This is a genomic window from Nocardioides nitrophenolicus (genome assembly GCF_016907515.1).
In the GTDB taxonomy this organism is placed as follows: domain Bacteria; phylum Actinomycetota; class Actinomycetes; order Propionibacteriales; family Nocardioidaceae; genus Nocardioides; species Nocardioides nitrophenolicus.
Genome location: NZ_JAFBBY010000001.1, coordinates 1,658,040 through 1,684,236 on the forward strand (window position 1 = coordinate 1,658,040; position 26,197 = coordinate 1,684,236).

26 protein-coding genes are annotated in these 26,197 nt (G+C 74.0%); 13 read left to right on the plus strand and 13 right to left on the minus strand.

Annotation, left to right across the window (positions count from 1 at the left end):
- Positions 1-21 precede the first annotated feature (21 nt).
- The gene (locus tag JOD66_RS08235; RefSeq protein WP_239545140.1) at positions 22-480 is read left to right on the plus strand and encodes a nucleoside deaminase; all 459 of its coding nucleotides are present in this window, start codon (positions 22-24) and stop codon (positions 478-480) included.
- Positions 477-1,778 (plus strand): cytosine permease, encoded by a 1,302-nt coding sequence (gene codB / locus JOD66_RS08240; protein WP_204836406.1) that lies wholly within the window; start codon positions 477-479, stop codon positions 1,776-1,778. The genes JOD66_RS08235 and codB overlap by 4 nt, the downstream gene beginning before the upstream one ends.
- 58 nt (positions 1,779-1,836) lie before the next feature.
- Here codB and purQ read toward each other — a convergent pair whose 3' ends face one another.
- Together purQ and purS are read right to left on the minus strand one after the other, a co-directional pair.
- The gene (gene purQ, locus JOD66_RS08245) at positions 1,837-2,505 is read right to left on the minus strand and encodes a phosphoribosylformylglycinamidine synthase subunit PurQ (protein WP_204836407.1); all 669 of its coding nucleotides are present in this window, start codon (positions 2,503-2,505) and stop codon (positions 1,837-1,839) included.
- The gene (gene purS / locus JOD66_RS08250) at positions 2,502-2,747 is read right to left on the minus strand and encodes a phosphoribosylformylglycinamidine synthase subunit PurS (protein WP_204836408.1); all 246 of its coding nucleotides are present in this window, start codon (positions 2,745-2,747) and stop codon (positions 2,502-2,504) included. Before purS ends, purQ begins: the two co-directional genes overlap by 4 nt.
- Positions 2,748-2,822: 75 nt before the next feature.
- Here purS and JOD66_RS08255 point away from each other — a divergent pair, with 75 nt between their 5' ends.
- From JOD66_RS08255 to JOD66_RS08265, 3 genes are all read left to right on the plus strand, one after another.
- Entirely contained in the window at positions 2,823-3,329 is a 507-nt protein-coding gene (locus tag JOD66_RS08255) for a YflT domain-containing protein (protein ID WP_204836409.1), read from the plus strand.
- Positions 3,330-3,417: 88 nt separating this feature from the next.
- Positions 3,418-4,902, plus strand: a complete 1,485-nt coding sequence (locus tag JOD66_RS08260; protein WP_204836410.1) for an APC family permease — start codon at positions 3,418-3,420, stop codon at positions 4,900-4,902.
- Complete coding sequence (locus JOD66_RS08265; RefSeq protein ID WP_204836411.1) at positions 4,899-5,201, plus strand: helix-turn-helix domain-containing protein; 303 nt, start codon at positions 4,899-4,901, stop codon at positions 5,199-5,201. The genes JOD66_RS08260 and JOD66_RS08265 overlap by 4 nt, the downstream gene beginning before the upstream one ends.
- A 7-nt stretch (positions 5,202-5,208) precedes the next feature.
- Here the strand turns inward: JOD66_RS08265 and lepB are convergent, their stop codons facing one another.
- The 5 genes from lepB to JOD66_RS08290 form a co-directional block, all read right to left on the minus strand.
- Positions 5,209-5,763, minus strand: a complete 555-nt coding sequence (lepB, locus tag JOD66_RS08270; RefSeq protein WP_204836412.1) for a signal peptidase I — start codon at positions 5,761-5,763, stop codon at positions 5,209-5,211.
- A 2-nt stretch (positions 5,764-5,765) separates the two neighbouring features.
- Positions 5,766-6,455: a DUF305 domain-containing protein gene (locus tag JOD66_RS08275; RefSeq protein WP_204836413.1), complete on the minus strand. Its 690-nt coding sequence runs from the start codon at positions 6,453-6,455 to the stop codon at positions 5,766-5,768.
- A 76-nt stretch (positions 6,456-6,531) separates the two neighbouring features.
- Complete coding sequence (locus JOD66_RS08280; RefSeq protein ID WP_204836414.1) at positions 6,532-8,649, minus strand: copper amine oxidase; 2,118 nt, start codon at positions 8,647-8,649, stop codon at positions 6,532-6,534.
- A gap of 17 nt (positions 8,650-8,666) precedes the next feature.
- The gene (locus JOD66_RS08285) at positions 8,667-9,425 is read right to left on the minus strand and encodes a hypothetical protein (RefSeq protein ID WP_204836415.1); all 759 of its coding nucleotides are present in this window, start codon (positions 9,423-9,425) and stop codon (positions 8,667-8,669) included.
- Between the two features lie 129 nt (positions 9,426-9,554).
- Positions 9,555-11,063, minus strand: coding sequence for an SdrD B-like domain-containing protein (locus JOD66_RS08290; protein WP_204836416.1), 1,509 nt, complete (start codon positions 11,061-11,063; stop codon positions 9,555-9,557).
- A gap of 235 nt (positions 11,064-11,298) precedes the next feature.
- Between JOD66_RS08290 and JOD66_RS08295 the strand changes: the two genes are divergently transcribed.
- From JOD66_RS08295 to JOD66_RS08310, 4 genes are read left to right on the plus strand one after another with little or no spacing between them, the layout of a single operon-like run.
- Positions 11,299-11,814, plus strand: coding sequence for a hypothetical protein (locus tag JOD66_RS08295; protein WP_204836417.1), 516 nt, complete (start codon positions 11,299-11,301; stop codon positions 11,812-11,814).
- A gap of 37 nt (positions 11,815-11,851) precedes the next feature.
- Complete coding sequence (locus JOD66_RS08300) at positions 11,852-12,559, plus strand: YcnI family copper-binding membrane protein (protein ID WP_204836418.1); 708 nt, start codon at positions 11,852-11,854, stop codon at positions 12,557-12,559.
- Complete coding sequence (locus JOD66_RS08305) at positions 12,556-14,202, plus strand: copper resistance CopC/CopD family protein (protein ID WP_204836419.1); 1,647 nt, start codon at positions 12,556-12,558, stop codon at positions 14,200-14,202. Before JOD66_RS08300 ends, JOD66_RS08305 begins: the two co-directional genes overlap by 4 nt.
- Positions 14,199-14,771: a DUF1775 domain-containing protein gene (locus JOD66_RS08310; RefSeq protein ID WP_204836420.1), complete on the plus strand. Its 573-nt coding sequence runs from the start codon at positions 14,199-14,201 to the stop codon at positions 14,769-14,771. The genes JOD66_RS08305 and JOD66_RS08310 overlap by 4 nt, the downstream gene beginning before the upstream one ends.
- Here the strand turns inward: JOD66_RS08310 and JOD66_RS08315 are convergent.
- The 4 genes from JOD66_RS08315 to JOD66_RS08330 form a co-directional block, all read right to left on the minus strand.
- A complete protein-coding gene (locus JOD66_RS08315) occupies positions 14,752-16,308 on the minus strand; it encodes a long-chain-fatty-acid--CoA ligase (protein ID WP_204836421.1) in 1,557 nt (518 codons plus the stop codon). The two genes, JOD66_RS08310 and JOD66_RS08315, sit on opposite strands and share 20 nt — an antisense overlap.
- Before the next feature lie 267 nt (positions 16,309-16,575).
- Positions 16,576-17,478, minus strand: coding sequence for a phosphoribosylaminoimidazolesuccinocarboxamide synthase (locus JOD66_RS08320; RefSeq protein WP_204836422.1), 903 nt, complete (start codon positions 17,476-17,478; stop codon positions 16,576-16,578).
- Positions 17,479-17,515: 37 nt separating this feature from the next.
- On the minus strand, positions 17,516-18,568 hold the full coding sequence (locus tag JOD66_RS08325; protein ID WP_204836423.1) for a hypothetical protein: 1,053 nt from the start codon (positions 18,566-18,568) through the stop codon (positions 17,516-17,518).
- Complete coding sequence (locus tag JOD66_RS08330; RefSeq protein ID WP_204836424.1) at positions 18,565-19,116, minus strand: RNA polymerase sigma factor; 552 nt, start codon at positions 19,114-19,116, stop codon at positions 18,565-18,567. Before JOD66_RS08330 ends, JOD66_RS08325 begins: the two co-directional genes overlap by 4 nt.
- 92 nt (positions 19,117-19,208) lie before the next feature.
- Between JOD66_RS08330 and JOD66_RS08335 the strand changes: the two genes are divergently transcribed.
- Complete coding sequence (locus JOD66_RS08335; protein ID WP_204836425.1) at positions 19,209-20,168, plus strand: sulfotransferase family protein; 960 nt, start codon at positions 19,209-19,211, stop codon at positions 20,166-20,168.
- Positions 20,169-20,221: 53 nt separating this feature from the next.
- Here JOD66_RS08335 and JOD66_RS08340 read toward each other — a convergent pair whose 3' ends face one another.
- Complete coding sequence (locus JOD66_RS08340; protein ID WP_204836426.1) at positions 20,222-21,115, minus strand: hypothetical protein; 894 nt, start codon at positions 21,113-21,115, stop codon at positions 20,222-20,224.
- Between the two features lie 108 nt (positions 21,116-21,223).
- Between JOD66_RS08340 and JOD66_RS08345 the strand changes: the two genes are divergently transcribed.
- Both JOD66_RS08345 and JOD66_RS08350 read left to right on the plus strand, forming a co-directional pair.
- Entirely contained in the window at positions 21,224-21,586 is a 363-nt protein-coding gene (locus JOD66_RS08345) for a hypothetical protein (protein WP_204836427.1), read from the plus strand.
- A 72-nt stretch (positions 21,587-21,658) separates the two neighbouring features.
- Entirely contained in the window at positions 21,659-24,214 is a 2,556-nt protein-coding gene (locus tag JOD66_RS08350) for a helix-turn-helix transcriptional regulator (protein WP_204836428.1), read from the plus strand.
- Here JOD66_RS08350 and JOD66_RS08355 read toward each other — a convergent pair.
- Positions 24,174-25,595, minus strand: coding sequence for an MFS transporter (locus JOD66_RS08355; protein ID WP_307823389.1), 1,422 nt, complete (start codon positions 25,593-25,595; stop codon positions 24,174-24,176). The two genes, JOD66_RS08350 and JOD66_RS08355, sit on opposite strands and share 41 nt — an antisense overlap.
- A 125-nt stretch (positions 25,596-25,720) precedes the next feature.
- Here JOD66_RS08355 and JOD66_RS08360 point away from each other — a divergent pair, with 125 nt between their 5' ends.
- Positions 25,721-26,191: a hypothetical protein gene (locus JOD66_RS08360; protein ID WP_204836429.1), complete on the plus strand. Its 471-nt coding sequence runs from the start codon at positions 25,721-25,723 to the stop codon at positions 26,189-26,191.
- Positions 26,192-26,197 lie beyond the last annotated feature (6 nt).

Sequence of the window (26,197 nt, forward strand, 5' to 3'; positions counted from 1 at the left end):
CCACCCGACGCGGAGGCACCCATGATCACCGACGACGACCGCAGGTTCCTCGACCTCGCGATCGAGCAGGCCCGGATCGGCTGGGAGGAGGGCGGCATCCCCATCGGCGCCGCGCTCGTCCACGACGGCGAGGTGCTCGCCGTCGGCCGCAACCGCCGGGTCCAGCTCGGCTCCGCGATCCGGCACGGCGAGACCGACTGCATCGAGAACGCCGGGCGGCTCCCGGCCACCGTCTACCGGGCGAGCACGCTCTACACGACGCTCTCCCCCTGCTTCATGTGCGCCGGGACGTCGGTGCTCTACGACATCCCGCGGATCGTCGTCGGCGAGAACCACAGCTTCCAGGCCTCCGAGGAGTGGCTGCGCTCGCGCGGCGTCGTGGTCGACGTGCTCGACGACCCCACCTGCCGGAACCTGATGGAGAAGATGATGGCCGAGCGGCCCGAGCTGTGGGCCGAGGACATCGGGGAGGAGGCGTGACAGCCGTGCAGCCGGGCGCCGCGACCACCGAGGCCGTGGTCGACCCCGACTACCCGGTCACGCCGGTCCCCGCCCACGCCCGCAAGTCCTTCGTCTCCCTCGCGGTGGTCCTCCTCGGGTTCACCGTCTTCACCCCGACCATGCTGGCCGGCGCCCAGCTCGGCTCGGCGTTCGCGCTGGGCGAGCTGATCCGGGTCATCCTGCTCGGCTCGCTGGTCCTCGGCACGTACGTCGCGCTGCTCGGCTGGATCGGCGCCAACACCGGGCTGACCACCGTCGTGATGGCGCGCTACGTGCTCGGCCACCGTGGCAGCAAGCTCGGCTCGATCCTGCTCGGCGGCACCCAGATCGGCTGGTACGGCGTCGTCATCGGCACCATCGGCGACCTCACCGCGCAGGCGTTCTCGTGGGAGTCGGACGCCGCGAAGGCCGCGGTGATGATCCTGACCAGCGTGCTGATGTGCCTGACCGCCTGCTACGGCTACCGCGGCATGTACTGGGTCTCCGCCATCTCCACCCCGCTCATCCTGATCCTCGCCTTCTGGGTGCTCTTCCGCTCCCTCGACGAGGTCGGCGGCTGGTCCGGCCTCGCCGACGTCCGGCCCGACGGCACCATGACGATGGCCGTCGCCATCACCACCGTGGTCGGCACCTTCGTCTCCGCCGGCACCCAGGCCCCCAACTGGACCCGCTTCGCCCGCAGCGGCAGCCAGGCGCTGGTCGCCTGCGTGATCGGCTTCCTCATCGGCAACGGCCTGATGATCTTCTTCGGCGCCACCGGCGCGATGACCTTCGGCCAGGGCGACTTCGTCCTCGTGCTCTACGACCTCGGCCTGGTCACCTGGGGCCTGGTGCTGCTCTTCGGCAACCTGTGGAAGTCGAACGCCGACACGGCGTACGCCTTCGGGGTCGCCGGCGCCGAGCTGTTCGAGAAGCCCAAGAAGACGCCCTTCGTCATCTACGGCTCGATCATCGGCACCGTGCTCGCCCTGGTCGGCGTCCAGAACCACCTGGTCGACTACCTGGTCCTGCTCGGCGTCTTCATCCCGCCGCTCGGCGGCGTGATCATCGGCGACTACCTCGCCCGGTGGCGCCGCGGCGGGATGCCCGAGGGCGAGCCGCTGCCCGCCCTGAACGTCCCCAACCTCGCGGTCTACGCGCTCGCCAGCGGCATCGCGTGGATCGCCAAGGAGACCGAGTTCGGCGTGCCACCTGTCATCGGCGTCGTGCTGGCCGCGTGCGGCTCGTACGCCGTCGGGCGCGCCGGGCTCAACCGCCGGCTCACCACCCACCCCTGAGGTGAGCCGGCACTGACCCCGGGCCCCACTGGGGCGGGTCCGGGGTCAGGCCATGCCGTCAGGCGAACGCGCTCTCGACGAGCGAGGTGAAGAACCCGAGGCCGTCGACCCCGCTGCCGGTGAGCTCCTCGACGGCGTGCTCGGGGTGCGGCATCAGTCCGACGACATTCCCGCGGGCGTTGGTCACGCCGGCGATGTCGTCGAGCGAGCCGTTGGGGTTGAGCTCGAGGTAGCGCGCGACGACCTGCCCCTCGCCCTCGATCCGGGCCAGTGTCTCGGCGTCGGCGACGAAGCCGCCCTCGCCGTTCTTGAGCACGATCCGGATCTCCTGGCCCTGCGCGTAGGCGGAGGTCCACGGCGTGGCGGCGTTCTCGATGCGCAGCAGCTGGTCGCGGCACACGAACCGGCGGTGGTCGTTGCGGATCAGCGCGCCGGGCAGCAGGTGGGACTCGCAGAGGATCTGGAAGCCGTTGCAGATGCCGAGCACGGGCATCCCGGCCTCGGCCGCGGAGACGACGAGCTCCATCACCGGGGCGAACCGGGAGATGGCGCCGCAGCGCAGGTAGTCGCCGTAGGAGAAGCCACCGGGGAGGATCACCGCGTCGACGCCCTTGAGGTCGGCGTCGCCGTGCCAGAGGGCGACGGCCTCGTTGCCGCCGAGCCGGACGGCGCGGCGGGCGTCGACATCGTCGAGCGAGCCCGGGAAGGTGACGACGCCGACCTTCACTGCTCGACGCTCACGGTGTAGTTCTCGATGACCGGGTTCGAGAGCAGCGTCTCGGCCATCTTCTCGACCTCGGCGAGGACGGCATCGGTGACCTCGCCCTCCAGCTCGAGCTCGAACCGCTTGCCCTGGCGTACGTCGGTCACGCCGGTGAAGCCCAGCCGGGGCAGTGCGCCCTGGACGGCCTTCCCCTGGGGGTCGAGGATCTCGGGCTTCGGCATGACAGCAACGACGACTCGGGCCACGGCCAGCAGTCTAGTGGCCACGCCCCCCGCCGCCGATTCCGCGCTCTCCTGCCGGACGAGGGGCAGACTGGGGGCATGAGCAACCCGACCCCCGGCGCGATCTCGCGCTCCCTGCTGACGCTCGAGTTCCCCCAGTCCCTGGCCGTCTACGACGACTACGCGACCGCTCAGCGCACCGTCGACTTCCTCTCCGACGAGGGCTTCCCGGTGCAGAACTGCATGATCGTCGGCACCGACCTCAAGCAGGTGGAGCGGATCACCGGCCGCCTCACCACCGGCCGGGTCGCGGCGGGCGGCGCGATGAGCGGACTGTGGTTCGGCCTGTTCATCGGGCTGCTGTTCAGCTTCTTCGGCACCGGCAGCACCCTCGCGATCATCCTGTCGACCACGGTGATGGGCATCGCGTTCGGCGTGATCTTCGCGCTCGCCGGGTACGCCTTCACCCGGGGCCAGCGGGACTTCTCCTCGGTCAGCTCGGTGGTCGCCACCCGCTACGAGGTGCTGGTCGAGCACAAGGTGGCCGGCCAGGCCCGCGAGCTGCTCGCGAAGCTGCCGGGGGCGCTGCCGAACCCGTTCGCCTGAGCCCCCGCGGACCCGTCTCGTTCACGGGTCGGCGCACGGCACAGCACGGAAACACCGACGACACGCACCGGCCCTAGCGTCGGCGCCGATGGACGCGTCCCCCTCCCGCCTGCCCGCGCTGGAGCAGGCGCTCGCCGATCCCCCGTCGCTGCCCGACGTCCGCGAGCAGTCCGCGCTCGCCGGGCTCGCCCGGCGCAGGGTGCGGCCGATCGACCTGCTGGGGCACTCCGTGGCCGTGGTGGCGCCGTCGGCGAGCGCGCTGTCCAGCCCCTTCCTCATGCAGCGGGTGGTCGGGCCGGGCGCCTGGCTCAGCGCCGTGATCGGCTTCGCGCTCGCGCTGCTGCTGTCGTCGGTGTTCTCGCAGTACGCCACCCGGGTGGCCGCCCCCGGCTCGATGTACACCTGGGTCACCCGCTCCCTCGGCCCGCGGCTCGGCCTGCTGATCGCCACCTCGATGCTGCTGGGCTACGGCGCCCTGGTCACCTTCGGCGTCTCGGCGAGCGTGCGGCACGGCACCGCCGCCGGGGAGAGCGCCGGCTGGGGCGAGGTCGGCGTGCCCGTCCAGCTGGGGCTCGCGGTCGTCGTCGCGCTGGTCTGCGTGGCGATCTCGATCCGCGGCGTGAGCGTCTCGACCCGGGTCGCGCTGAGCGCCGAGGTGCTGCTCGTGCTCAGCCTGGTCCTGCTGGCGGCGACCACCTTCGGCCGCGAGGGCCTGCACCTCGACGGCCTGCTGTCCCTGGAGGGCGCCAGCCCGGGCCGGATCCTGCTCGGGGCGTCGTACGTCATGTCGATCACGGTCGGCTTCGAGTCCTCCGCCGCCCTGGCCGCCGAGGCGGAGCGTCCGTTCCTCGGGGTGCCCCGCTCGCTGGTCGGGACGGTCGCCATCTCCGCGGCCCTCTACGCCCTCGCGTACGTCGCCACGCACGCCATCGTGACCGGCGCCGACGCGCGGCCGCGCGGCCCCGCGCAGCGCTGGTTCCCCGACGACATCGACGCCCACGTGGCCGACGCCGTCCTCGAGGCGCTGCTCTGCGTCGGCTACCTGACCCTCGCCCTGTGCGCCCTCAACGCCCTGGCCCGGGTGGTGTTCTCGCTGGCCCGCGAGGGTCTGCTGCCGGCCGCGATGGGCCGCACCCACCGGCGGTGGCTGTCGCCGTACGGCGCCCTCGTGGCGATGGCGCCGGTCGCGGTGCTGCCGGCGTTCGTCGCGGCGCTGACCGGCAACGAGATCGGCTCGATCACCTCGCGGCTGCTGGGGGCCGCGGTGCTGGTCCTGGCGATCGCGTACGCCGTGGTCGCGCTCTCGGTGCCGGTCTTCCTCGCCCGGCTGCGGGAGGTGACCTGGGCGCCGGTGGTGATCGCGCTGACCGCGGCCGCGCTGACCACGGTGGTGTCCGTGCTCGACGTCGTCGACGACCTCGACCGCGGCCGGTGGCTGGCCTGCCTGCTCGCCGCGCTGACCCTGCTCGTGGGCACCGGCTGGTACGCGTGGCTGCGGCGCCGGCGCCCCGCCACCCTGGCCGGGATGGGCATCCATGACGAGACCATCGCAGCGGACCTCCTGCACCGATGACCGAGCGCACCCCACCGCAGCCCGGCGCCCCGCAGTTCCGCGGTCGCGAGCCCGGCGCGCTCGACCACGCCTTCGCGATCCTCGAGGAGGTCGCGCGCTCGGGCGCCGGGGTCTCGGCCCGGGAGATCGCCGAGAACCTCGGCCTCGCGCGGGCGACCGCCTACCGGCTGCTCAAGCACCTGGTGCAGCAGGAGTACCTGGTCCGCAGCCCCGACCTGTCCGGCTTCGCGCTCGGCCAGCGGGTGCGCGACCTCGCGGGCGCGGTCGGCACCCCCGCCGAGCCCGAGCTCCGGGGCTGACGAGCAGTCAGAAGCCGCCGAGCACCCGGGCCCGCACCGCGGAGACCGGCACGAAGCCGGCGCCCGGCTCGCGCACCTGCATCGCCCGCGAGTCGAAGGAGTGCCGGCGGTTGTCGCCGAGCAGCCACAGGTGGCCGGCCGGCACCGTGACGTCGTACGTCGGGTTGGTGACGTCCTGCGGGCGGCGGGCGAGATAGCCCTCGTCCAGCACCTCGCCGTTGACGACCAGCCGGCCGCCCGGGGCGCAGCACACGACCCGGTCGCCGCCGCGCCCCACGACCCGCTTGACCATCAGGCCGGTCTCGAGCTCGACGCCGCTCTCCCGGGCGGCGGAGCGCCACGAGGCGGGTACGGCGAACACCACCACGTCGCCCCGCCCGGGCTCGCCGACGCCGACCGTGGTCGTGAGCAGCGTCCCCCCGACGCCGTACGTCGGCGCCATCGACGCGGAGACGACGCTGGCCGTGCCGACGGCGCCGGTGCCCAGCGCGGTCAGCGCCAGGGCCACGGCCGTCAGCGCGACCAGCGCGGGTCGCACCCACCGGGCGGGAGGCCGGCCCATCGTCACGAGCCGGGCGCGCCGGTGGGACAGGTCGCGGGCCCGCCGCCCGCGCAGAGGTCGTCGATCACGTTCTCCATGTACTGGATCTCGGTCAGCTGCTCGGTGATGATGTGCTGCGCACTGCTGCGGGTGAAGCTGTTCGCCTGCACCGGCAGGTAGTCCTGGGACATGGTGATCGCACCCTGGTGGTGCTCGATCATCGCGACCAGGAAGGCGACCTGGCTCGCGGCGCTCGGCAGCGAGGCGATCGCGTCGACCCGGTCCTGCGGCAGCATGCCGGGCATCGGCTCCGTGCCGTGGTCGTCGTGCTCCTGGGCGCTCGCCTCCCAGGCGTCGAGCCAGGAGTTCATCACGCCGATCTCGTTCTGCTGGTCGGCCACGATGAAGCGCGCGGTCGCGGCGACCCGCTCGTCGAGGGCGTCGTGCCCGAGGAGGTTGGTGCCGAGCTCGATGGCCTGCTCGTGGTGCATCACCATGTCCCGCGCGAAGACGACGTCGTCGACGCCCGGCTCCTCGGCCTTCTCCATCTCGGGGAACACCTTGACGGTGCCCCACGGGCGCTCGACGGTCTCGGCGGACTCGGCGGCGGCCGCCGTGCCGCCGAGGGTGACGGTGGCCGGCTCGGAGGAGCAGGCACCCAGCGCGAGGACGCCGAGCAGGAGGCCGGGGACGAGAACCGGGCGGCGGGACATGGGATTCCTCTCGTGAGCGGTCGGAGGGCACGGCCGGCGCCGACCCGCGGGTCGGCGCCGGCCGCTCAGGGTCAGCTCAGCGCACGACCTTCACGTAGCCGGTCGTCGTGGAGGCCGCGACGGTGGCGCTGCCGCCGTAGCTGGCCGACACCGCGAACGAGCCGGTCTTCTTCGGGGCCTTGAAGGTGACCTTGGCCTTGCCGCCGACGAGGGCGACCGTCTTGACCTTGCCGCGGAAGCGGACCTGGACCGTGCCGGTGGCTCCGGCGCCGCCCGCGGCCACGGTCACCACGACCTTGGCGCTCGCGCCCCGCCGGACCTTGCCCGGCTTGACCTTCACCGCCGTGGCGGACGCGGCGAGGGCCGGGGCCTCCGAGGCCGACGGGGTGGTCGGGCCGTCCGTCGGGCCGGTCGTCGGCTGCTCCGTGGGCTCCTCGGTGGGCTCCTCGGTGGGCTCCTCGGTCGGCTGCTCGGTCGGCTGCTCGGTCGGCGGCGTGCCGAAGGTGACCCCCAGCGACTCCACGGTGGTCGACGGGTAGCCGGCCGCCGAGGCGGTGACCTTGACCGTGATCACCGAGTTCGTGTCGGCGTCGGTGATCGGGTAGTCCTGCCCCGTCGAGACGGCCTGGCCGTTGCGGAACCAGGTGTAGGCGTAGCCGAGGGACTGGGCGGCGCTGCGCCAGGTGCCCGCGCTCGCGGTCAGGGTCTTGCCGATCGCCGGCACGACCACGGCCGTCGGGTCGGCCTTGTCGCTGATCTTCGGCAGCACCGTGTTCTCCGGGGTGCACGGCTTGGTGATCTTGTTGACCGAGGAGAACGGGCCGTTGATGCACTTGCGCGCATCCTGGATGGTCGGCTTCTGCGCGAAGAAGTCCCGGGGGACCAGCTGGAACTTCTGCCAGTGGATCGGCATCGGCGACTGGTCCTCGTCCTTGTCGGTGTGGTGGAACCCGACGTTGACCCACGCGACCGGGTCGGTCAGCTCGTGGGTGTCGTTGGCGACGTAGTCGAGGATGCTCTCGTTGGGGCAGCCCGCGTTCAGGTTGGCCGACGCGTACTCCTCGCACGAGCGGTAGTTCGTGAACGTCACCGACGGCTGCGTCACGGGGATGAGCACGTTCGCCGTGTTGTTGTTGACGATCTCGTACGACCGGGCGTGCCCGTCCTTGTTCTTGCTGTTCGGGTTGAGCACCCGCCACCAGGTGAGCTGGTCGTGGTCCTCACCCGCGACTGAGCTGAACGCCGCGGACTTGGTCGTGCCCACGCCCTCGACGATCGGAGCCCGGGAGCCGGCGCCGGGGCTGCTGAAGTCCCACTGCTCGACGGTCTGGCGCTCGGCCTTGTCGATGCCGAAGTCGACCTTGTAGATCGCGTTGTGCCAGTGCGAGGCGGCATAGGTCTGCACCTGCCGGGTGGTGGGCACCCCGTCCACGTTCGTGGTGATCGTCGACTGCCCGGACAGCGGCCAGCCCGCCTTCGGGTTCGTCCCGAAGAAGGCGCCCGACGCGGTCTCCGACGCCCAGCCCGGCGCGATGTCGCCCGTGGCGCCGAGCCCGACCTCGATCTGACCGTGGTCGTCGAAGGCCACCCGCTGCTGGTACTCGTACCAGCTGATCTTGGAGATCGACGACACCGCCAGCGCGGTGCCGTGGTCGACGTACAGCGTGCCGCCGCCGATCTGGGTCTCCTGGGCGTGGGTCTGGATGCCGGTCGGGTCCTCCTGGACGCAGATGCCCGGGATGGTCCGCTCCACCAGGTTGCCCTGGTAGGTGAACGACTGGTCGACGTCGAGCGCCTCGCCGGTGCACACCTCGGGGCTCTGCTCCATGAGGTACTGCTTGCCGAAGCCGTACGACGTGATGTCGTTGTACTGCACGTGACCGGTGTCGTAGGGCACGTTGAGCTGGGCGATGTTGAGCTGGTCGAGGACCCGCTTGTAGCCGGCGTACTCGTAGTCGCCCGAGGCCGGCTTGAACTCGATCTGCTCGAGGATCAGGCCCTTGATCGGGTGGATCCGCGCGCACATCCGCCAGCTGGAGCCGTTCTCGAGCTCCTTGGTGATCAGGCTGGCGTCACAGGCGAGCGGCGTGTCCGGCGCCGCCGTGGCGGCGGTCGGCACCTGGGTCAGCAGACCGACGGCGAGCAGCGCCGGCGCCAGTGCCGCGGTGATCCGCAGGAGGGACTTCTTGCGCATCGGGACTCCTCTCTCGGTCATTGGGTCGGGACGATCGACTTGGTGGACAGGTTCACGACGAAGTCCCAGGTGTTCAGGTAGACGCCGGAGGCGGTCGAGACCATGAGCTGGGCGCAGCGGTCGGTGCCGCACTCCTTGCCGCCCGAGGTGGTCTTGTCGTAGACCCAGGCGCCGGCGACGTACTCGACCTGGTCGGTCGCGATGAGCGGGACGCCCATGTTGGTCTCGAACTCCGACTTGAAGAGCAGGTCGAGGTCCGAGGCCACGGCGATCTCCATCGCCACGTCCGCCTCGTTGGCCGTCGTGGGCGGCTGCGCCTTGGCGTTGGTCGTGGACTTCACGACCTTGCCGGTCTCGAGGTCGACGAGCTGGTCGTACGCCGCGTCGCTGGTGTAGTCGTAGAGGGCCACGACGACCTTGCGCCCGGTGAGGTTCTCCCCCACGTCCGGCAGGTCGGCGTACAGGAACTCCGGGCCGGCCTCGCCGCGGGCGTCGGTGGCGCCCGCGGGGATGCTGGCGTCGCTCTCGGCGAGGTGGATGGCGTAGCCGGTCTCCTCCGCCGACAGGGGCGCGCGGTCCGCGCCGAGCGCGGGCCGGTCGGTGGGGAGCTCGCCGTCGCCGACGACGGTGAAGTCGGTGCTGGTTCCGGGGTCGGTGCCGCTGACGTCGTCCTGGGCGAGGACATAGGCCGTCGCCATCGTCGACAGTCCGAGCACGGCCGCGGCGACGGCCGCGGCGCGGCGTGACCGCCAGGGCACACGCAATGACGCGTTCACATGATCTCCTTGCTGCTGGTGAGGTGGCCCAGGCGGGAGCCCGGGCCAGGACCGACCCCGAGGCCGGGGCGCGGCCGCTCGGGTGGGGCCGGGCGGCCGCGGATCGGGGGGCGGTGGCACCGCCGGTGGTCAGCGCACGCGCACCCGCTTGACCCACTGCGCCTCGACGGTCGAGGCGTCGCCGGAGTAGCGCACGGTGACCTTGGCGCGGCCCGGGCGCAGGCCGCGCAGCTTCAGCGAGCGCAGGCCGTCGGGGCTCGCCAGGGTCCGGGTCACGGTCCGGCCGCCGACCTTCACCTTGACGACCACGAGGCCGCCGCGCGCGCCCGCCGAGGTGAGGGCGAGGGTGAGGGTGAGCCGGCGCTTGCCGCCCTTCGCGGAGACCGCGAGGGTGCTGGCCGCCCGGCTCACCGGGCCGGCCGGCGCCGAGGTCGTGGACGTGGCACCACCGGCGTTGCTCGCGGTCACGACCACGCCGATCGCGGCGCCCGCATCGGCCGGGGTCAGCGCGAGCCGCGGCTGGGTCGCGCCGGGGATGGGAGCACCGCCCCGGGTCCACTGGTAGCCGAAGCCCGTCGGGGCACCGCTCCACGAGCCGGTGTCGGCGACCAGCACGTCGCCCACCCGCGGGGTGCCCGAGATCCGCGGTGCCGCCGTGCTCGTCGGCGCGCTCACCTGCGGCGGGTTCGAGGCGACGACGGGGCCGAAGGGCGCCGAGGTGGCGGTGGCTCCGGTCCAGCCGGACTTGGTCGCGCTCGCCCGGACCCGCAGCGTCGCGCCGACGTCGGCGGAGGTCGAGGTGTAGCCGGGCCCGGTGCCGACCACGGTGCTGCCGCGCAGCCACTCCAGCGTGACCGTGGCGTCGGCGGGCGACCAGGTGCCCGGAGACGCGGTGAGCACCGACCCGACGCTCGTCGTACCGGTGACGGTGGGCGGCGTGGTGTTGGTGATCGCCGAGACCGGCGGCTGCCCGCCGGTGACGACCGCGGTCTGGGCGCTGAGCGCCGACTCGGTCGCGCCCTGGTGGACCGCGATCACCTCGACCGACATCCGGGAGCCGCTGTCGGCGTCGCGCAGGGTGTACGACGCCAGCGTGGCGCCGTCGACCGGGACCCCGCCGCGCAGCCACTGGTAGCGGAACTCGACCGCCGTCGTCGGGAACCAGGTGCCCCGGGTCGCGGTGAGCGTCGAGCCGACGGCCGCCGTACCGGACACGGTCGGCGCCACCAGGTTCTCACTCACCTGGGTGAGATAGGCGTCCGCCACCCGGGTCGCGCCGTCGGCGAGGGCGATCGGCGTCGCCGACGCCTGGTCGGGCTGGTTGGCGTACCACTCGCTGACGGCCTCGTTCTGGTTCTCGAACCAGAGCACGTAGGACCCGGCGTCGAGGCCGGTGAACGCGTAGGCGCCGGCCTGGCTGTCGGTCACGGTGGCGGCGACGAACTCGCCGGAGCTGCGGTAGAGCGAGACGTCGATGCCCGGCGCGATCACCCGTCCCGTCTCGAGGACGGTGCCGGTGATCGACGCCGTCCCGGCCGCGTGGGCGGGCAGGGCGAGGCCGATCGAGGCGCTCGCCGTCACGAGCGCGGCGGCGAGGGTGGGCGCAGGACGGTGGAACAGGGTGCGGTTCAGGGTCATCCGGTTTCTCTCTCGTGGTTTCCGACGGCCCTCAATCTCGTGGCGACGCGTTTCGCGACGGACGTCCCCGACCGTCGCCGCGGTTACGAGAGCAGGCCCGCCGGTAAAGGTCCGCGGACCTTGATCGAGACGGTGAATGAGACTCCAGGCGGCGTTCCGGGAATCCGCGCCGGGTGCTGTAAACATCGCGTTGCCGCGCCGGGAGCGGGCCCGGATGCGTGCCAGCATCGGCGCCGTGACCGCCACCCTCGCCCCCGGATCGAGCGTCGCCCGCTGGGGCCGCGCGACGGTCGTGGGCGCCTGGGTCGCGCTGCTGGCCGCGCTCGCCCACGCGGTGTCGAGCGGCACCGCGCCGTCCCTGGTCGCGATCGTGCCGGTCGCCGTGGCGAGCGCCGGGGTCGTGCGCTGGTGGGGTCCCCGCGAGCTGCGCTTCGCCAGCACCTGGGCGCTGCTGGCGGCCTCGCAGGTCGCGGCGCACCTGCTGGCGTCGTACGTGCACGGGCACGCGATGGCGCCGTCCGCGGCGATGCTCGCGGCGCACCTGGCCGGCCTCGCCGTCGTCGCGGCGGGCCTGGCCCGCGCCGACGCCCTGTGGTGGTCGTGGTGGCGGCGCGTCTCCCTCATCGTCCGCACCACGCCCCGGCCCTCGCCGGAGTCGCTCACCCGGCTCTGGACGCCGCGCCCCGCCGTCGTCCCTCCCTGCGGAACCCTCGCCCACGCCGTCGTCCGGCGTGGGCCACCTCCTTGCTGAGAACCGACCCGCTCACCCCCGTTCTCAGGAGATCCGCATGTCCCTCGTCCGTCCTGCCCTGGTCCGTCCTGCCCTTCTCGGCGCCACCACGCTCGGCCTGCTGGTCGCGACGGCGCCCGCCGCCGGCGCCCACGTCACCGTCACCCCGTCCACCACCGCCGCCGGCGCCTCGGCCGTGCTCACCTTCGCCGTCGGCCACGGCTGCGACGGGTCGCCGACCACCGCGATCACCATCCGGATGCCGGAGGAGATCGTCGCCGTCACGCCCACCGTCAACGCCGGGTGGGAGGTGCGCAAGGAGATGGAGCCGCTCGCCACCCCGGTCTCCGACGGCCACGGGGGCGAGTACACCGAGCGGGTGGCGCAGGTCGTCTACACCGCCGACACCCCGCTGCCCGAGGGCTATCGCGACACCTTCGCCCTGTCGCTCCGGCTGCCGGAGCAGGAGGGCGCCCGCGTCGCCTTCCCGGTCGTCCAGGCGTGCGCGGAGGGCGAGACCGCCTGGGTGCAGACCTACGCCGAGGGCGAGGACGAGCCCGACTCCCCTGCGCCCTTCGTCACCGTCGGCGCGGCCGACCCGGCCGAGGCGGGACACGGCACCGGCCACACCGCCGCGGTGGTGGAGAGCGACGGGGACGAGGAGGACGCCGCCGGCGGGACCGGCGCGGTCGGCTGGCTGGCGCTCGCCCTGGGCGCCCTCGGCCTCGCCGCCGGCGGTGCTGCGCTGGCCCGGTCGCGCGGGTGAGCGGGCGGCGTGCCGCTCGGTGCGCCTCGGCGCTGGTCGTCCTGCTGGCGGTGCTGTGGCCGGTCACGGCGCAGGCCCATGCGCGGCCGATCGGCACCCTGCCGGCCGACGGGCAGGTCGTGGCCACCGCCCCGGAGGTGCTGACGGTCAGCTTCGACGAGCCGGTCGCCCTCGCCCCGGAGGGCAACCGGCTGCTCGCCGCCGACGGCTCCGAGGTCCCGGCCCGGTTCGCCGTCCGCGACCGGCTGCTCACGGTGACGCCGGAGGCACCGCTCGCCGACGGCACCCACGTCGTGGCCTGGCGCGTGGTCTCCACCGACTCGCACCCGGTCGCGGGTGGCTTCACCTTCTCGGTCGGCGCCGCCTCGGCGAGCGCCCCGGCGGTCCCGGTCGCGCCGGAGCAGCGGGAGGTCCGGCTCGCGCAGGCGGTCGCGACCACGCTGCAGTACGCCGGCGTGCTCGGGCTCGCGGGGCTGGCCTGCGTCGCGATCCTGCTCGCTCCGGTCGGACTGCGCCGGCACCCGCCGGTCGCGCTCGCCTGGCGCCGCGCCGCGGTGGCGCTCGCCGGCCTGGGCGGGCTGGGGGCGGCGCTCGGCGTACCGCTGGCGGCGGTGTGGGAGTCCGGCCGCCCCCTGGACGCGGTCCTCACCGGCGCGACCTGGGCGACGGCCGCCCGGAGCAGCACCACGCTGGCCGCGCTGATCGTGATCGGGGCGGCGCTGGTCGCGGTCCTCGGCCTGCGCTCGACCCGCCGCGGCGCGGACGGCGTCGCCCTCGCCGCCGCCGCGGTGGCCCTCTCCGCACTGGTCCTCGTGGGCCACACCCGCAGCTACGGGCCGGTGTGGGTCGTGCTCGGCGCCGACCTCGTCCACCTCGCCGCCGCCGCCCTGTGGTGGGGCGGGCTGGTCGCCGTGGGCCTCGCCCTCGGGGTCCGGCCGCGCGCCCGGGCCGCGCTCCGCGCCGGCCTGGTCGCGCGCTTCTCGACGGCGGCGGCCGGGTCGGTGGTCGCGCTGGTCGTCGCCGGTGTGGCCCTGTACTGGCGGATCGGCCACTCGCTCGGCGGTCTCGTCGACTCGGGCTACGGCCGCACGATCCTGCTGAAGTCCGCGCTGGTGCTGCCGGTGCTCGGCCTCGCCGCGTGGAACCGCTGGTGGCTGCTGCCCCGGACCGTGCGGTCCGACGAGTCCCGGGCGCTCGGGCTGCTGACCCAAACCGTGCGGGTCGAGGCGCTGGTGCTGGCGTGCGTGCTCGCCGCGAGCGGCGCGCTGGTCCAGCAGACGCCGCCGGCGCGGGCCGAGCAGCCCGCGGTCCACCCGCCCACCGAGCGGCGGATCGAGCTCGACCTCGACGACGGGCTCCGGGCCTCGGTCGTGCTGGCTCCGGGCCGGACCGGGGTCAACGGGGTCCGGGTGCGGGTGGTCGACGACGCCGGCGCCCCGGTCGCCCTCGACGACCCACCGGCCCTGTCCTTCCGGCTCCCGGACGCGGATCTCGGCCCGCTGCGCCGGCCGGTCTCGGACGCGGCCGGCACCTGGGAGGCGACCGTCGACCTGGCGCTGTCGGGCACCTGGGAGGTGGCCCTCGCCGTACCGCTCAGCCCGTTCGAGCAGCCGGTCGTGACCGGCAGGATCGAGGTCCGATGAGTCCCGCCGCCGCCCTGCTCGTGCTCGCCCTGGCTCCCCTCGCCGCCGCGCCGCGGGAGCCGGTGGCCATCGACACCGTCGTGCCCCGCGGCGACGGCAGCGCCGACCTGGTGCTGTCGGTGGGAGACGGCTGCGCGGGCTCGGGCACCACCGGCCTCGACCTCACCCTGCCGCCGGGGACGGCCGTGGTCGCGGTCGGCGACCCGGCCGGGTGGACGCACCGGGTGCGTGGCCGGGAGGTCGCGTGGACCGGTCCGGTCGCGGACGGCGCGGCCCGGTGGACGCTGACCGTGCGACTCGCCGCCGAGCCCGGCGAGCGGGTCGTCGTACCTGCCCGGCAACGGTGCGCGGACGACACCGTGGTCGACGGCCCGGACCCGGGCCTCACCGCGACGCAGTCGGTCGTCGACCCCTCCGCGCGGCCGCGGCCCGCTCCGGTGGTGTCGGCGGAGGCCAGCCCGGCGGCACTCGGCCTGGGCCTGCTCGTCCTGCCTGGGGCGGCGCTCGCCGCGGTCGCGCTGCGCTCGCGACGGCGCCGCCCGGGTCGGGTCAGCTCAGCTCGCGCTTGAGGATCTTGCCGGTGGCGGTCATCGGCAGGCTCTCGACGATCTCCACGATCCGCGGGTACTTGTAGGCCGCCATCTGCTCCTTGCCCCACGCCACCAGCTCCTCGGGGGTGGCGGTGGCGCCCGGCTTGAGGATCACGAACGCCTTGATCTCCTCGCCGTGGCTCTCGTGGGGGACGCCGATCACCGCGGCCAGCGAGACCGCCGGGTGGGTGAGCAGCACCTCCTCGATCTCGCGCGGGTACACGTTGAAGCCGCCGCGGATGATCATGTCCTTGGAGCGGTCGACGATGTAGTACCAGCCGTCGGCATCCTTGCGGCCGAGGTCGCCGGAGCGGAACCAGCCATTCTCGTCGATCGCCTCGGCCGTGGCGTCGGGCCGCTTGTAGTAGCCCTTCATGATGTTGTGGCCCTTGATGGCGATCTCGCCGATGCCGTCGGGGTCCTCGACCTCGTCCCAGGTGTCCGGCTGGAGCAGCTTCATCTCGACGCCGGGGATCGGGGTGCCGATCGAGCCGACCCGGACCGGCGAGCCGAGCCGCGAGAAGCTGGCGACCGGCGAGGTCTCCGAGAGACCGTAGCCCTCGAGGATGACCACGCCGAAGCGCTCCTCGAACTGGTGGTGCACCTCGACCGGCAGGGCGGCCCCACCGGCGACGGCGACCCGCAGGTTGGCGGCCAGCTCCTTGACGTCGACGGTGTCGTCCAGGGCGTTGAGCAGGCCCCAGTACATCGTCGGCACGCCGGCGAAGAAGGTGACCTTCTCCTTGAGCATCAGCCCGATCGCGGGCGCGGCCTCGAAGCGCGGCAGCATCACGACGGTGCCGCCGAAGGCGAAGCCGCCGTTCTGGATGACGGTCTGGCCGAACGAGTGGAACAGCGGCAGCACGCACAAGAAGGTGTCGGGGCGGGCCGGGTCGGCGCCGAACAGGTCCTTGCCGGCGAGCGCGTTGTCGCGCATGTTGCGGTGGCGCAGCTCGGCGCCCTTGGGCTGGCCGGTGGTGCCCGAGGTGTAGAGGATGACGGCGGTGTCGTCGTCGGACACCTCGACGCTGTCGAAGGTCGGGGCCTGGCCGGCGAGCGCCTGGCCGAAGGTCTCGGCACCCTCGATCGGCGACTCCGCGGCCGGGTCGGCGGTGATGACGAAGAAGTGCTCGCAGCCGTCGGCCTGCTGGAAGCCGGCCCACGCCTCGGCGCCGATCGCCAGGTCCGGCGTGCCCTGGAAGGCGAAGTAGGCCTTCGCGTCGGAGTCGCCCAGGTGGTAGGCCACCTCCCGGCCCTTGAGCAGCACGTTGAGCGGGACCACGGTCGCGCCGGCCTTGAGGATGCCGTAGTAGACGATCGTGAAGTAGGGCAGGTTCGGGCAGCTGAGCGCCACCTTGTCGCCCGGCTTGATCCCCCGCGAGACGAGCAGGTTGGCGACCTGGTTGGCGGCGCCGTTCACCTGCGGGTACGACAGCCGGGTGTCCCCGAAGACGATGGCCGTGCGGTCGGGATAGGACTGGGCGCTGTTCTCGAGGAACTCGGCGAGGTTCGTCATGCCGCACAACCTACTGGCCGGTCGTGACCGCGGTCACTGGTCGCGGGACCAATCCGCCCGGACCGGCCCTGTGCGCGGGCCCAACGGCCGTGCCGGCTGGAACACGCTGCTCCGGGGCCGGTCGCGCTGTAACACGCTGTCCGCCTGACTACCTGCCGCCTGCCAGCCGGAATGTGGCCTCGAACGCCGCTTTTCTGCTGACAGGTGGCGCCCAGTCCCGCAGACAGCGTGTTACAGCGCCGTCAGGTCGAGGCCCCGCCCGCCGGGTCAGAACCGCTCGCCGGTGAGCCGCTCGTAGGCCTCGAGGTAGCGGCTGCGGGTGCGCTCGACGACCTCGGCGGGCAGCGGCGGCGGCGCCTCGCCGGACGCCTTGTCCCAGCCGCTCTCCGGCGACAGCGCCCAGTTGCGCACGATCTGCTTGTCGTACGACGGCTGCGCGCGTCCCGGCTGCCAGTCGTCGGCCGGCCAGTACCGCGACGAGTCGGGGGTCAGCACCTCGTCGGCGAGCACGATCGTCCCGTCACCGCCCGGAGCGACCCCGAACTCGAACTTGGTGTCGGCGAGCAGGATCCCCTGCTCGCGGGCGATCTCCTCGGCCCGGCCGTAGACCCGCAGGGTCAGCTCGCGCAGCGCCGCCGCGGCCTCGGCCCCGACGGTGGCGGCGACGGCGTCGTACGACACGTTCTCGTCGTGGTCGCCCAGCTCGGCCTTCGTCGCCGGCGTGAAGATCGGCTCGGGCAGCCGGCTGCCGTCCTCGAGGCCCGCGGGCAGGGCGATGCCGCAGACCTCGCCCGTGGCGCGGTAGTCGAGGAGGCCGGAGCCGGTGAGATAGCCACGGGCCACGCACTCGACCGGGAACATGTCGAGCCGCTCGCAGATCACCGCTCGGCCGCGGACGGCGTCGGGCACGTCGGTCGACACGACGTGGTTGGGCACCAGCGGCGCGAGCTGGGCGAACCACCACGACGACATCCGGGTCAGGATCTCGCCCTTGTCGGGAATCGTCGTCTCCAGCACGAAGTCGAAGATCGAGAGCCGGTCGCTGGCCACCATGAGCAGCTTGCCGGCGTGGGGACCCTCGGTGAGCTCGTACAGGTCACGCACCTTCCCGGAGTGCAGGTGGCGGGCGCCGGGGAGCTGCGGGGCGGGCGGGATGTTCGCGAGCGTCACGGAGGACAGGCTAGTGCCGCCGGCCGGAGCCCGGTCCCTACCCCTGCCCCGCGACGGCGGCCTCGTAGTCCTCCTTCGAGACCCACTGCGCCGAGGCCACCGCGTCGAGGAAGGCGGCCCGGGTCAGGCCGGTGCCCTCGAAGATGAGCAGGGTGCTCGGGGTGGCCGACAGTGCGGCGACGCGGTACTGCACGTCGCCCTCGCGCCACTCGGCCAGCAGCGCGCGCTGGCCCAGGACCCGGATCGGCCGGCGTACGTCGGCGCCGAGGTAGCGGTCGTAGGCGAAGGCGTCGGGGACGTTGCCGACCGTGGTCATCAGCACCCGTGCGTCGCCCCGCTCCCAGAACACGCTGTCGTCGACGCCCAGGGACCAGCCCGGCGCCCGGATCAGCGCCGGCCGCTCCGGAGCCGCCGGCAGACCGCGCGCCTCGGCACCCGGCCGGGTGTAGCCGTCGGCGGTGAAGGCCGCGCTCGGCAGCCGCGCCGCGAGGTCCTCGGTGCGGAGCGGGCCGAGGTCGGCCAGGACGTCGTCGTAGGCGGCGCGGGACAGGTGGCTGCCCCGGACCTCGAGGAGGTGGGCGCCGACGACCTCGCGCAGGGCGGTGTGGTCGTCGGCCGCGTACGACCACAGCCGGGCCGGCGCACCGAGGACCTCGACCCGATCGCCCGGGCCGAGGTCCTCGCGGTCGGCCAGGTAGCCGGCGTACTGGTCGGCGGGACGCCAGTCGATCTCCACCTCGGCGCCGTCGGCGGCGACGTAGTCGAGCTCGCCGCCCGCGTCGTCGACCCGGGCATGCTCGAGCCGCCATCCGGCGGCGTCGAGGACGGCGAGCTCGGGCGCGTCCGCCGCGGGCGTCGCGGACACGGCGGAGCCCGGGCCACCGGCCCGGCCGAGCCAGGTCGCGCCGCCGGCGACGGCCACCACCGCTGCGGCGGCGGCGACGAGCGGCAGCACGCGACGGTGCCGGCGGACGGGCGTGGGCTCGGTGGTCTCCACGGGGGCGAGGGTCATGATCTCCTCCAGCAGCTCGGCACGACCCTCGTGGATGGCCAGGCCGGCGACGCCGGCGTCGGTGATCGGACGGTTCATCGGGGTGCCTCCTCCGGGGTCGTGGGGACGGGTTCTGCAGGGAGATGTCCGGGGCCGGGCGGATCGTTGCCGAGCAGGTCCCGCAGCCGGGAGCGGGCCCGCGAGAGCCGCGGCCGGACGACGCTGGCCGGCAGACCGAGCACCTCGGCGATCTCGCGCGGCTCGAGGCCCTCCCACAGGTGCAGCTGGAGCACCTCCTCGTCGCGGGCGCTGAGCCGTCCCATCGCGGCCGTGACGTCGGCGCGGTGGACCACGTCGTCGGCGAGGTCGGCCACGGCGTGGGCGAGCTGGCGCCGCAGCCGGTCGCCGAGCGCGGCCCGGCGGCCCTCGCCACGGCGGTGGTTGGCGAGCGTGCGGCGGGCGACGCCGTACAGCCAGGGGCGGGCGGCCTCCCCCGGCGGGACGTGGGCGATCCGACGCCAGGCCACCAGGAAGGTGTCGGCCGCCACGTCGGCGGCGTCCTCGGGCCGGTCGGTGCGGCGCAGCGCGAAGCCGAGCACCGCGTCGAAGTGCGCGGCGTACAGCCGGCGGAAGTCGTCCTCACCCATGCCTACCTCCTGTCCGGCAGCCAGACGATCGTTGCACCCGCCTTGTTGTCTATCTAGACTCAGTTACAAGACTTAATCGACCGGAGGCGCTCATGACCCGGGACCCCCGCCCCGACTTCCTGCTCGTGGGCGCACCGAAAGCCGGCACCAGCGCGCTCCATCTCGCGCTCGCCGCCCACCCCGACGTCTTCGTGACGACCCCCAAGGAGCCGAAGTTCTGGCTCTGCGAGGGCGCTCCCCCGCCCCACTGGGGCGGCCCCGGCGACCGGCACTCCCAGCAGGAGTGGATCTGGCGCGCCGACGCGTACGCCGACCTGTTCCGCCCCGCGCCGCCGGACGCCGTCCGGGGCGAGTCGACGCCCTTCTACCTGTGGCACCGGGGCGCCCAGCGCCGGATCGCCGACGCCCTGCCGGAGGTCCGGCTGATCGCCGTCGTCCGCGACCCGATCGACCGCGCGTACAGCAACTGGATGCACCTGTGGTCCGACGGACTCGAGCCGGAGGCCGACTTCGAGACCGCGTTCGCCCGCGAGGCGGAGCGGGTCGCCGCCGGGTACGCGCCCTTCTGGCGCTACCGCGAGCTCGGCCTCTACGGCGAGCAGCTGCGCGACCTGGTCAAGCTGGTCGACCCGGCGCGGATCCTCGTGGTCCGCTACCGCGACATCGTCGACCACCCGGTCCAGACCGTCGACCGCGCCTGCCGCTTCCTCGGCATCCGCGAGGGACAGGTCACCGAGATCCCGCGCGACAACTCCCGTCCGTACGTCGCGCCCGGCTGGCGTCCGCGCGTCCTCGGGCCCGTGGTCCGCGGCGGCGCCTGGGCCGGGCAGTTCGTGCCGCCCGAGCTGTGGCGCCGGGCCAGCGTCCCGGTCGTCGCCCGGCTGCAGACCCGGGACGCCCACCGCCCCTCGCTCAGCGCCGAGCAGCGGGCCCGGCTGCTCCCCGCCTTCGCCGACGACATCCGGCTGCTCGGCGAGATCACCGGCGAGGACTTCTCCGACTGGCTCTCCACGCGCGACCGGGGCTCGTTCGTGCAGCGCGCCGCGCGGTAGTCCCTGCTCAAAAGCACCGTTTCCGACGCGATTCCGGTGCTTTTGAGCAGGGACTATGCCACCACGGTGACCAGGTCGTGCGCCCCGTCCGCGCGGGCCGCCTCGACGTAGAACCGGGTCCGCCCGTCGGGTAGCGGTACGGCGGCGGCGTAGCGCCAGGCGCCGTCACCGTACGGCGAGGCGATCGGCGGACCGTCGGCGGCGACCAGGCGGGAGCCGTTCCAGGTGGCGACGCCGGTCGTCTCGAACCAGTTCGCCGCGGCGTCGGGCCGGCCGTCGTACAGCACCGTCAGGGGGGCGCCGGCCGCGGTCGGGAGCACCGTGGTCACCCGGGCGCCGCGCTCGTCCCACTCGCCGGGGCGGCCGGCGAGCACCTCGCCGTGGTCGGTCCAGGCCAGGCCGTCCGCACTGCGCAGCAGCCGGGTGGTCATCCGGTCCTCGTGTCCCGGCTCGGTGAGCGGGTGGCAGCACAGCCACATCTCCCAGCCGTCGGGGCCGAGGGTGACGACCGGGTCCTTGACCGCGACCGACTCGTCGCCGGGCAGCACCACCTGCCGCCGGCCGGCGGGCAGCTCCTCGGGCGTCGCGGCGGTGAGGCTGTCGACCCACCAGTGCTTCGAGCCGGGCGTCGCGCAGGACAGGTAGAGCCGCCAGCCCACGCCGGGCACCGGCACCAGCACCGGCCGCTCGAAGGACTCGCAGCCGAACGCGTCGCGGTGCACCTCGGCCACCGTCGAAAACCGCTCGCCGTCGTCGGAGCGCGCCACCACGACACTCACGCCGCGGCCCTCGTCGAGCGGGCGCCGAACCCGGTAGGTGAGCCAGAAGACGCCGTCGACCAGCACGGCACTGGCCGCACCGGCCCAGTTGCCGGCACCGGCGGCGGGAGCGGGGACGACGACCCGCGGGTCGTCGTACGTCGGGACGGCGAGGGCACCCAGAGTCATAGCCGGGATGATACTCGATAAAGTCGAGCGACTTTTATGCACCGGCGCGGCTCCGGCTCGCCAGGGGCCGCCGGTCGGAGCCCGGACGACGAATGGCAGAGTGTCGCCATGACGGAGTCCGCGCAGCCGCTCATCGACAGCTCGTCCTTCGCCCCCGGCCAGGTGGTGTGGGAGGACGAGGTCTGGATCCTCGCCCGCCACGACGCCGGCACCCGGCTCGGGCTGACCCTCCACCACCGCGAGCCGGAGTCACTCGGCCAGCTCTCCGACGACCACGCCTCCCAGCTCGGCCGGATCGGCAACCGCCTGGTGCGGATCATCGAGCACCTGCCCGACGCCGGGAAGGTGCGGCTGGCGCGCACGTCCGACGAGCACGTCCAGCTGGCCTTCGAGGCCGAGGGCGTGCCGGAGAGCCGGCTGCACGACATCGCGGTCAAGCTCGCCAACTGGGGCGGCGACGCCCGGGCCTGAGGCGAGCCTCACCAAAACGCCCACCGAGTCGGCGTCGCGACATTAAAGTTCCTCCGAAAGGGGGAGACGCCGATGACGGGACCGGTCCTCCTCGCGCGCCGTCGCCTGCACGACCGCCTGGACCAGGAGGATCCGCGGATCGCCGTCCTCTCGGCGCCCAGCGGGTCCGGCAAGACCAGCCTGGTCCGGTGCTGGGTGGCGCCGCGCGACCCGAGCACGGTCGTGTGGGTGACCCTCGAGACCGACCACTTCCGCCGGGCCAGCTTCTGGCAGACGGTGCTCACGTACGCCGGCCGGCTGGGCGTCCTGCCCGCCGACGAGGTCGCGGGCCTGGTGGGCGACGTCGAGCTCAGCAACGACCTGGCCGAGCTGGTGGCGGGTGCGCTGTCGGGGCGCGGACCGCTGGTCCTGGTGATCGACGCGCACGAGCGGCTGCGCGACGACACCGGCGCGGTCGACGCCGACCTGCTGCGGCTGGTACGGCTGGCGCCCGAGGTCCGGGTGATCGTCACCACCCGCACCGGCACCGGCCTGGCCAACCCCGGCCGCACCCTGCGCGGCGAGGTGCAGCTGCTCACCGGCGCCGACCTCGCGTTCACCGCGGCCGAGACCCAGGAGCTGCTGGCGACCTTCGGGGCGCCGGGCGTCGCCGAGCGGGCGGCCGAGCTGCAGGCCGCGACGGGCGGCTTCCCGCTCGCGGTCCGGGCCGGCATGCTCGCGCTGGCCCGCAGCGGCGCGGACCCGGAGCTCCCCGACTGGCAGTCGCTGGTCGCCGAGGACCTGCGGGTCCAGCTCGGCGAGGGGGCGGCCTACGAGCTGGTGCTCGCGACCTGCCTGCCGCCGTACTTCGACACCGACCTGGCCACCGAGCTGACCGGCTCCGCCGACGTGAAGGGCCTCCTGGCCGAGCTGGAGTGGAACGGCTACGGCCGCTGGATCCCGTTCGCGCCGGGCCGCCAGGTCTTCCAGTACGTCGAGTCGCTGCGGACCGCGATGCTCGCCGACGCCGCCCGGCTGCCGGCCGCCCAGCAGGCGCGCGCCGCGCGCAGCACCGCCTTCTGGCTGCACCGCCACGGCAACTTCGAGACCGCCTTCGAGGTCGCCGTGGCCGGCCGGCAGTACGACATCGCGGGCCGCGTGTACGCCGACCTGGTGGCGAGCAATCCCGAGACGATCACGACCAACCGCTTCGACCGCCAGCTCGCGACCGTCCCGCGCCGGGCCCTCAACCAGTACCCGGCGCTCGCCCTCGGCCGGGGCCTGGCCTGTCACCGCAATCCCGCGCTGCACGGCGCGGCGGCGGAGTACTTCCGGATCCCCGCCTCGTGGGTGGGCCCGCCGCCCCCGGACATGACGCCCGGCGAGGTGCTCATGGTCCACACCGCCAAGGTGGCCAGCCTGCGGGTGCTCGGCCGCTTCGACGACTCGGCGCGGGCCGCGCAGCAGGCGCTGGCCCTCTTCGACGCCATCCCCGACGGGGAGCAGCACCACATCACCGACCTCGGCGCCACCACCCTGCGCCATCTCGCCTACTCGCTGTTCCAGGACGGCCGGGTCGACGCCGCCCGCAGTGTCGTGAACCGGGCGATCACGATGAGCAGCCGGCCGGACTCGCTCAACCAGACGGCGGTGTACGCCGTCGGCTTCGACGCCTTCGACGGCCGCTGCGCGGAGGCCCGCTCGGCGCAGGAGCACCTCGACCCGGCGGCCTGGCGGCCCGGCCAGACCTACAGCTACGTCAACGCGCTGGGCCGGATCGGGCAGGCCGCCCTGCTGCTCGACGACTTCGAGCTGGCGGCGTCGATCGCCGAGTACGACGGCTGCCGGTTCGCGGTCGCCTCGGAGTTCTGGCCGTTCGTCACCTGGACCCTGATGCACGCCCGCCTCGGCCTGGGGCACGCCGCCACCGAGGCGCACCGGGTCGAGACCGCGCTGGACCGCACCCCCGCCCCGCCCGGGACCGCCGACAGCCTGGGCGGGGCCGCCGTCCGGGCGACGCTGGCCGTGCTGTGGCTGGCCGCCGGGAACCGCACCAAGGCCGGTCCGCTGCTCCGCACCCGCACCCGGTACGCCGGCCAGCTGGCACCGGCCACCCTGCTCGGCCGGCTGCTCGCGGGCGAGCACGGCGAGGCGCTGGCCGCCCTCCCCCGCCTGGAGCTCCAGCCCGGCCACACCACCCGCTCCCGGGCCGCCGTCCTGACGCTCGGCGCCGCGGCCGCGCTGCGCGCCGAGCACGGCGACACCGCGGTGGCCCTGCTCGACCGGGTCCTGGCCCTGGTCGGACCGGGCGGTGCGCGCGCCCACCTGATGTACCTCCCGGCCGCCGACCTCGCCGGCCTGCGCGAGCTGGCGCGGGCGCACGGCGACTCCGCGCTGCGCGACTACCTGGGTGGGCCGGTGCCCGACTGCATCGCGACCGACACGGTGAGCTTCTCACTGACCCCGCAGGAGCGGCTCGTGGTCGCGGCCTTCGCCCACCACCCGACCCGGGCCGCGGTCGCCGCCGCGCTGCACGTCTCGGAGAACACCGTGAAGACCCACCTGCAGCGGATCTACCGCAAGCTCGGGGTCAACTCACGCGACGGCGTCATCGAGAAGGCGATCGAGCTGGATCTCCTGGCGCGCTAGCGACGACGACGGCGTCGACGGCGGCCGCGCGGGCGGTGGCGACCAGCACAGCCGCGGCCACCAGCCCGGAGACGGCGCAGATCGACCACACCGCGTAGTAGCCGCCGAGGCTGCCCCCGTCGACCCGGATCCCGCCGGTGCGGGCCAGGCAGATCGCGAAGACCGAGGAGGCGAGGCCGCCGCCGACGGTCTTGGCGGCATTGGTGAGCCCGGTGGCCGAGCCGACCCGGCCGGGCGGCGCGACGGCCGCCGCGGCCGCCGGGATCGCGGCCACCAGGCCGCCGGTCCCGAGCCCGATCACGCCCATCACCGCCCACGCCGCGCCGGGGCTGGCGTGACAGGGCAGCCAGGCGGCGTACCCCGCCGCGTAGACCACGCAGCCCGCCGCCATCGCGTGCCGTACGCCGAGCCGCCGGCTCACCGGGCCGAGGGCCAGCGCGCCGATCGCCAGGCAGGCGACGTAGAACGCGATCCGGACCGACCCCTGCGCGGCCGTGAGCCCGAAGCCGTAGCCGTGGACGGCGGGGTCGCTGCGGAAGTAGGTCGACAGCGGGACCTGCGCGCCGAGCAGGGACATGCCGACCAGGAGGGCGCTCGCCTGCACGCTCCACTGCGCCGGCCGCCGGAGCAGGGCGACGTCGACCATCGGGTCCGGGTGCCGGTTCTCGTAGCGCCACCACGGCACGAGCAGCAGCAGGCCGAGCCCGACCAGCAGCCAGGCCGGCGGCGAGGCGACGCCGTCGACCCGGATGGCGACCAGCCCACCGAGCACGGACAGGATCGCGGCGGCCAGCAGGCCCAGGCCGCCCCAGTCGAAGCGGCCGCCCGGCAGCCCGGGGATCTCCTCGAGCAGCGCGAGCAGCGGCAGGCACAGGGTGACGACGACGGCGGGCAGCACCAGCATCGTGGTGAGGGAGACCCGGTCGGCGAGCTGGCCGGCGAGCACGGCCGCGACGATGACCGACAGCTCCAAGGTGGCGACCAGGATCGCGGCGGCCCGCCGGGTCAGCCGGCCCTGGTCCGGCCGGCCCGCCGTGCGCCGGTGGATCACGGCGACCTCGATCGGCAGCCAGACGACATAGGTGCCCTGCAGGGTCCAGGCGACCAGCAGCATCGGGAAGCTCGGCGCGAAGGCGATCCCCCAGGTGGCGAGCGCCGTCACCGCCGTCGCGACCAGGAGCACCCGCCGGTGACCGACCAGGTCGCCCAGCCGGGCCAGCGGCGGCACGACCAGCGCCGAGAACACCAGCTGGGCGGCCTCGAGCCAGTTCAGGTCGGCGTACCGGACGTCGAGGTCGTGGGCGAGGTCCACCATGACCGGGCCGTAGTAGCCCTGGATCACGCCGCTGGCGACCTCGACCGCGGCCAGCAGCGCGAGCACCGCGACGAGTGGGTGACTCGACGGGCGACATCCGCGACGGAGCATTGTCACGGTGCCCATGGTGAGGGTTCGCTGGATCCGCCGGAGGCTCTCGTCCGGCCCTCGGAACGAAAGCTGCTCCCCTCATGCGTTCTCGTCGCGCCCCCGCCTGCCCTCGTCGCCTCCGCGCCGAGACGCTCCTCGCGCCGGCCCTCCTGCTGGCGGCGGCCGGGTGCTCGGACGCCCCGCCGCGGGCGCAGCCCGAGGACGGACCGGCCTCGCGCGAGGTGCCGAGCTTCGCGGGCGTGCAGCACGAGCTGCCCTCCGGCTCCGCTCTCGACAACACGCCCGCGCTGTACGAGCAGGTCGCGCTGACCGGCTGCGACGCCACGCCCGACGGCTGGCGGGCCGAGGGCACGGCCGAGAACACCGGCGCCAAGACGCTGACCTACGCGGTGCTGGTGCTGTTCACCGACGCCCAGGCGCGGGCCGTCGACTCGGCCACGACCGAGGTCACCGTCGCTCCCGGCGAGACCGGCGCCTGGCGCGCCGAACGGGACTTCCAGGCACCCGCGGGGACGCTCTGCGTCGTCCGCGCCGTCACCCAGGCGAAGTGAGGACCA

Bases quoted from the DNA above. Each gene is read 5' to 3' on its own strand.
- JOD66_RS08325 (WP_204836423.1), bottom strand. From the start codon at position 18,568: ATGAACCGTCCGATCACCGACGCCGGCGTCGCCGGCCTGGCCATCCAC.
- JOD66_RS08300 (WP_204836418.1), top strand. From the start codon at position 11,852: ATGTCCCTCGTCCGTCCTGCCCTGGTCCGTCCTGCCCTTCTCGGCGCC.
- JOD66_RS08360 (WP_204836429.1), top strand. From the start codon at position 25,721: ATGCGTTCTCGTCGCGCCCCCGCCTGCCCTCGTCGCCTCCGCGCCGAG.
- JOD66_RS08265 (WP_204836411.1), top strand. From the start codon at position 4,899: ATGACCGAGCGCACCCCACCGCAGCCCGGCGCCCCGCAGTTCCGCGGT.
- JOD66_RS08350 (WP_204836428.1), top strand. From the start codon at position 21,659: ATGACGGGACCGGTCCTCCTCGCGCGCCGTCGCCTGCACGACCGCCTG.
- JOD66_RS08275 (WP_204836413.1), bottom strand. From the start codon at position 6,455: ATGTCCCGCCGCCCGGTTCTCGTCCCCGGCCTCCTGCTCGGCGTCCTC.
- JOD66_RS08290 (WP_204836416.1), bottom strand. From the start codon at position 11,063: ATGACCCTGAACCGCACCCTGTTCCACCGTCCTGCGCCCACCCTCGCC.
- JOD66_RS08260 (WP_204836410.1), top strand. From the start codon at position 3,418: ATGGACGCGTCCCCCTCCCGCCTGCCCGCGCTGGAGCAGGCGCTCGCC.
- JOD66_RS08280 (WP_204836414.1), bottom strand. From the start codon at position 8,649: ATGCGCAAGAAGTCCCTCCTGCGGATCACCGCGGCACTGGCGCCGGCG.
- JOD66_RS08335 (WP_204836425.1), top strand. From the start codon at position 19,209: ATGACCCGGGACCCCCGCCCCGACTTCCTGCTCGTGGGCGCACCGAAA.
- JOD66_RS08310 (WP_204836420.1), top strand. From the start codon at position 14,199: ATGAGTCCCGCCGCCGCCCTGCTCGTGCTCGCCCTGGCTCCCCTCGCC.
- JOD66_RS08315 (WP_204836421.1), bottom strand. From the start codon at position 16,308: ATGACGAACCTCGCCGAGTTCCTCGAGAACAGCGCCCAGTCCTATCCC.
- lepB (WP_204836412.1), bottom strand. From the start codon at position 5,763: ATGGGCCGGCCTCCCGCCCGGTGGGTGCGACCCGCGCTGGTCGCGCTG.
- JOD66_RS08345 (WP_204836427.1), top strand. From the start codon at position 21,224: ATGACGGAGTCCGCGCAGCCGCTCATCGACAGCTCGTCCTTCGCCCCC.
- JOD66_RS08340 (WP_204836426.1), bottom strand. From the start codon at position 21,115: ATGACTCTGGGTGCCCTCGCCGTCCCGACGTACGACGACCCGCGGGTC.
- JOD66_RS08330 (WP_204836424.1), bottom strand. From the start codon at position 19,116: ATGGGTGAGGACGACTTCCGCCGGCTGTACGCCGCGCACTTCGACGCG.
- JOD66_RS08255 (WP_204836409.1), top strand. From the start codon at position 2,823: ATGAGCAACCCGACCCCCGGCGCGATCTCGCGCTCCCTGCTGACGCTC.
- JOD66_RS08235 (WP_239545140.1), top strand. From the start codon at position 22: ATGATCACCGACGACGACCGCAGGTTCCTCGACCTCGCGATCGAGCAG.